1 protein-coding gene is annotated in these 1,224 nt (G+C 74.1%); it reads left to right on the top strand.

Translation table 11 applies throughout. The annotated features are described in order from the left end of the window. Positions 1–975, top strand: a 975-nt coding sequence (locus ACFCZN_RS21420; protein ID WP_430558108.1) for a type II toxin-antitoxin system HipA family toxin, incomplete at its 5' end; no start/stop codon positions are given. Positions 976–1,224: the final 249 nt, after the last annotated feature.

The raw sequence follows: 1,224 nt of genomic DNA, 5'->3' as shown, positions 1-1,224 counted from the left end.
CACGACACCGCCGGCGCCGTCCTCCTCGCGCCCGAAGGGCAGCCCCTTCCCACCCCCGGCACCCCCGAACGACTCGACGACGCCGCCGTCGCGCGCCTCCTGCGCGCCGCCGTCGCCCGCAGCGGGGGAGAAGGACGCACCGACCACCTCACCAGCTCCCTGCCCGGCATGGAACCCAAGATCACCCTCCTCCACGACGAGCACGGCTGGGCCCGTCCGCACGGCACCGCACCCACCACCCACATCCTCAAGGTCGCCCGCCCCTCCGACTCACCCACCGCCGACCTCGTCAACACCGAGGCCGCCGCACTCGACCTCGCCCGCCGCACCGGCCTCACCACGATCGACGCCCACGTCACCGAGCTCGACGGCGAACGCGCCATCGTCGTCACCCGCTACGACCGCGTCCCCGACCCCACCGAACCCACCGGCACCGCACGCCTCCACCAGGAGGACACCGCACAGGCCCTCGGCATCAACACCCGCGACACCGAACGCAAGTTCCAGCACGGACGCCGCTTCCCCTCCCTCGCCGCCATCGCCCGCACCCTGCGTGACGACGGCGCCCGCCCCGACCCCCTCCTCGCCCTCACCACCTTCAACCTCGCCATCGGGAACACCGACGCCCACGCCAAGAACATCTCCGTCCTGCGCCACGCCGACGGCACCGTGCGGCTCGCCCCCGCCTACGACGTCTCCATGCACCTCCACCACGACCACGCCTCGCGCGTCTTCGCCATGGACGTCGCCGGAGAACGCGACATGGACCGCCTCACCGCCGAGCACCTCGTCACCGAAGGCACCACCTGGGGCCTGCCCCGACGCCGCGCCCAGCGCGCCGTCGCCCAGACCCTCGACGGACTCCTCGCGGCGCTCGCGGACGTCGACCGCGATGCCCACCCCGGCGTCAGCCGCCACGCCTGGCGCACGGTCGAGCAGCGCACGACCGACCTCCGCCGCGGCCTCGTCGTCTGAGCCTCGCCGCAGGGAGAGAACCCTGGTCAGTGCTCCGCCTCGCCCTGGTCGTCGCGCACCCCAGGCGACCGCCCGCGGTGCCAGGCTCGTTCTCGCCCCGCCCGGCTCAGAGGGAGCGCTGGAGGAGGATCGTGTCGACCCAGCGACCGTGCTTGAGGCCGACGGCGGTGAGGCGGCCCGTCTCGACGAAGCCGAACCGGCGGTGCAGGGGGAGCGAGCCTGCCGCCTCGGGCACGTCGGCGACGACCG

This window comes from Isoptericola sp. NPDC056134, assembly GCF_042264825.1.
Classification (GTDB): Bacteria; Actinomycetota; Actinomycetes; order Actinomycetales; family Cellulomonadaceae; genus Isoptericola; species Isoptericola nanjingensis.
The sequence above is the reverse complement of the archived record's forward strand: the minus strand, read 5'-3'. Positions and strand labels throughout refer to the sequence as shown.